Source organism: Aquabacterium humicola (assembly GCF_030167915.1).
Lineage (GTDB): Bacteria > Pseudomonadota > Gammaproteobacteria > Burkholderiales > Burkholderiaceae_C > Pseudaquabacterium > Pseudaquabacterium humicola.
The window spans coordinates 1-3,507 of record NZ_JARGNB010000033.1; the positions used below are offsets into that span (position 1 = coordinate 1).

At 63.2% G+C, this 3,507-nt stretch carries 2 protein-coding genes; both read right to left on the minus strand.

Annotated elements, in window-relative coordinates; translation table 11 throughout:
* Window positions 1-1,512: 1,512 nt before the first annotated feature.
* Window positions 1,513-1,809 carry a hypothetical protein gene (locus P1K89_RS33180; protein WP_284620802.1) on the minus strand — a complete coding sequence of 99 codons (297 nt, stop codon included), beginning with the start codon at window positions 1,807-1,809 and terminating at the stop codon, window positions 1,513-1,515.
* Window positions 1,810-2,978: 1,169 nt separating this feature from the next.
* On the minus strand, window positions 2,979-3,356 hold the full coding sequence (locus P1K89_RS33185) for a hypothetical protein (protein ID WP_284620814.1): 378 nt from the start codon (window positions 3,354-3,356) through the stop codon (window positions 2,979-2,981).
* Window positions 3,357-3,507 lie beyond the last annotated feature (151 nt).

Here is a 3,507-nt window from a genome sequence, read left to right on the forward strand (position 1 = left end):
GAGAGGCGGGCAATGTCTTCCGGTGACGCGCCCTGCGCCGCTCGCCACGACCGTAGAAGCACTCGCTCGGCGGGGGAAGGCTCTTGGGCGTGGGGCATCGTGAAGCCTAACGTTTGAGGTAACGCGCCCGTTCCAGCAGGGGGCTTGGGGCGCGGGGCCGATGATAGGCTGGGCGGCCTCGCGCCCCAAGACGCCTGCTGGTACGGGTCGCGTTGACCGAAGGGTTAGGGCGCATTTGCCTCTGCGCCAACGGGCCTAAGGACTGAGAACAGACCCTGTGCATCGAACTCACTGGCCTCAACCCACCTGCGTGCACCAGCGTTCACCGGGCCAGGAGTGAAGACCGGAACAATGGCTGTGCCGATGGGTGCGAACGTGGCGCGGACCTCGCCCTTGGTGGGTACGGACGTATAAAGAAACCGTCGTTCACCGGCGGCTACTGTGATGAGTGCGGCAGCCGAGTGAACCGAAGCGTTTGGATGAATGGCCAAGAGCTCGTGTCGACCGGGCGCCAAAGCGATAGCGGTGAACGTTTCCTTTGGAAGGGTCGCCGTTTTCACCCCGTTTAGCTGGACGACTATGTCAAAGGACTCATGCGGCACTCGTAGGAGGTAGACGACTGCCTTTCCGGTCTCAGGTGTTATGAGAGGGATCGGATCGGGCAGCTTGAGCGGTCCGCGGTCGATCGCGCAGCCGCACAGCGCCACGATCAGCAGAAGAGCGACTCCTCGAATGTGCATAGGCAGTTGATGCGCCCTAACGTTTGAGGTAACGCGCCCGTGCCGGCAGGAGGCTTGGGGCGCGAGGCCGATGATAGGCTGGCCGGCCTCGCGCCCCAAGACGCCTGCTGGTACGGGTCGCGTTGACCGAAGGGTTAGGCAGCAGCCGGGTTGACGGCAAAGGCAGGTGCTACATGCCACGAGCTACCTCGGACTTGCGCTCTGCGCTGCGCCACGGGGTGGTAGCCACTGGTAGGGCCTTCCGACGCGCAGCGCCGGACGAACTGGCTGAAACCGACGGTGGCAAGCGCTGCGGACCTGGCCGGCCTTGGGCCTTGCCCTCTGCGCTGCGCCACGGGGTGGTAGCCACTAGAAGGGACTTCCGACGCGCAGCGCCCGACGGACTGACTGGAAGGGAGCGGGAGGCGCTGGAGCCGTGAGCTCTGGTGCCGACCACAACTCATTGAGCGGAACCCTTCCGCAAGGCGTTGCAGGTTCCGGCCTGAGTTGGCATGGCGCTCAGAGAACTGGTGGCTGTTCAGATGCTCGGCGCGATAGCGCCGCTGAACATGCGTTGCAGTGGCACGGCCGCTCCACCTGATGCCTAACGTTTGAGGTAACGCGCCCGTGCCGGCAGGAGGCTTGGGGCGCGAGACACATGATAGACCTGGGTGTCTCGCGCCCCAAGACGCCTGCTGGTACGGGTCGCGTTGACCGAAGGGTTAGGCCGCACTCTGTGCCCGGGACCGATGGGTGATGGCCTGCCACGGACGGGCGAACGGAGCCAGCCAGCCTATTCTTCGAGCAGTACGAACAACGTCCAGCCTTGAGGCACATGACCGCCTGGCCTTTCGGCAAAGATGAGACTTCCGCCTATTCGATCCGGGTTGTCGACACGACCCTTGTAGTTGACAAACTCAAAGGCGACCTTGCCTTGCACTTCGTACTGTTCCCCCGTTGGTGATTCGAAGGTGCACTGCAGGATTGCGCCAGGTTTGAGGCGATGTGATGCTGCTAGTCCAATCACATCCGGGACGTGCAACTTTCCCTTGATGGGGAAGACATACTCGACATGGTGCTTGATGAGCATTGAAACTCAGGCGCGGAGGAAGTGGCTGACGATGCGGGATGGGTGTTTGTGCGGCCTAACGTTTGAGGTAACGCGCCCGCAGCGGCAGGGGGCTTGGGGCGCGAGGCCGATGATAGTGCCGGACGGCCTCGCGCCCCAAGGCGCCTGCTGGTGCGGGTCGCGTTGACCGAAGGGTTAGGCCTCGGAGCTGGTGCAGTACGTGAACACCGCGAAGACTGATGGCCCCGGGGCTTGAAGCTTTGAAGGTCGCTGATGTGCATGCTGCCAGGGACGACCGATGATCTTGTTGCCAGAGACCTCGACAAGCCTTGAGTGGCTCGTGACGTCGGGTGCCTTGCGCTCCAACCCGCGAGCGGTGGCGACCGCCAATGTCTTGACGTGCCGGCCTACGCTTTGCGGACGAGCTTTGTCTTGCCCGACGTTGTCCGAGCGCTCCGGTGCGGCGCCTGCACGTGCCCAGAATGGTATTCGGCTGTTCATCTGGCGACCGACGTGATGGAGGCCGAAGTGAGCGGCTGTTCTGACAGCGCCACGAGTCGTGGTGTACGTGCTGACCCGAGGCCTAACGTTTGAGGTAACGCGCGGCCGCCAGCGGAGCGCCAGGGCCGCGAGGCAGATGATATGCCTTGACTGCCTCGCGGCCCTGGCGCGCAGCTGGTGGGCGTCGCGTTGACCGAAGGGTTAGGCGGCACTTTGAGCGGCAGCCTGCGGGACCGCGGGCTTGACGGGGCTGAGTGCCGATGATGACCAGCCGCTGCGGATTGCCAGAGCAGTGGGTCCCTCCGAAGGCGCACGGTCTTGCGCCCTGCGATACGAACTTGCAGCACCGCGCTTGCGCGGTGCCCGACAAACTGACTGCGCGGCGCAGCACGCTTGCGCGAAGCGCACTCGTGAGCCCGATCAAGGAGCTCCGCCAGAGGGCAAAGCCTGTGCACATGGCTTTGAACTCGTCCCAGTTTGGGCGACCGTTGCAGATGCGGTCTTGAACTGCGGGGTGCTCGCAAGGCGGACCGGAGGCTCGCACGGGTTCTTGCGCGTGCCGCCTAACGTTTGAGGTAACGCGCCCGTGCCAGCAGGTGGCTTGGGGCGCGAGGCCGATGATAGTGCTGGGCGGCCTCGCGCCCCAAGACGCCTGCTGGTGCGGGTCGCGTTGACCGAAGGGTTAGGCGTCACTTGACTTCGAGAATGACGCGTTCGCCTCCCGCGCTTGTGCTCCGGCGTATGCGAAAGACAGCAGCTGTCTTGGAGATGCCGTCTGGTGGCAAGTCGAAGTCGAACTCTCCGTTTGCCAGAGCATGGAGTTCTGTATGGGTGAGGTTGCCGTTGAGACCGAAGAACAAGGCAACGTGGGTGGAAGGAACGGCTTCATACCTAACAACTCGGCCACAGTTGTTCCGGCTTGCTCGGATGAACGCGCAGATTGTGGCCCTCGGTGTTCCCGGCTTGAAGAAGTAGAAGTACTCCCAGCCGAAGGTTGTGAGCTTGGAGAAGTCGACTTCCTTCGCCCCGGGCTCGCGGACGGCCTGGCCGATCCTTTGGCTGATCATCCCGGTGTCGTTGCCAAGTTCGCTGTAAGCGATCGAGCAACCACGTCCTTGATTCCCGCGAAGGCAACTGAGAGCCTACGAACCCATGTACCTTACGTGGGATCGTTATGTCAGAGGCTTTCGATACTGAGGACCTGGCCAAGCGACTGGT

Excerpts from the sequence above, each read along its gene's own strand:
- P1K89_RS33185 (WP_284620814.1), bottom strand. The coding sequence starts at position 3,356 with ATGATCAGCCAAAGGATCGGCCAGGCCGTCCGCGAGCCCGGGGCGAAG.
- P1K89_RS33180 (WP_284620802.1), bottom strand. The coding sequence starts at position 1,809 with ATGCTCATCAAGCACCATGTCGAGTATGTCTTCCCCATCAAGGGAAAG.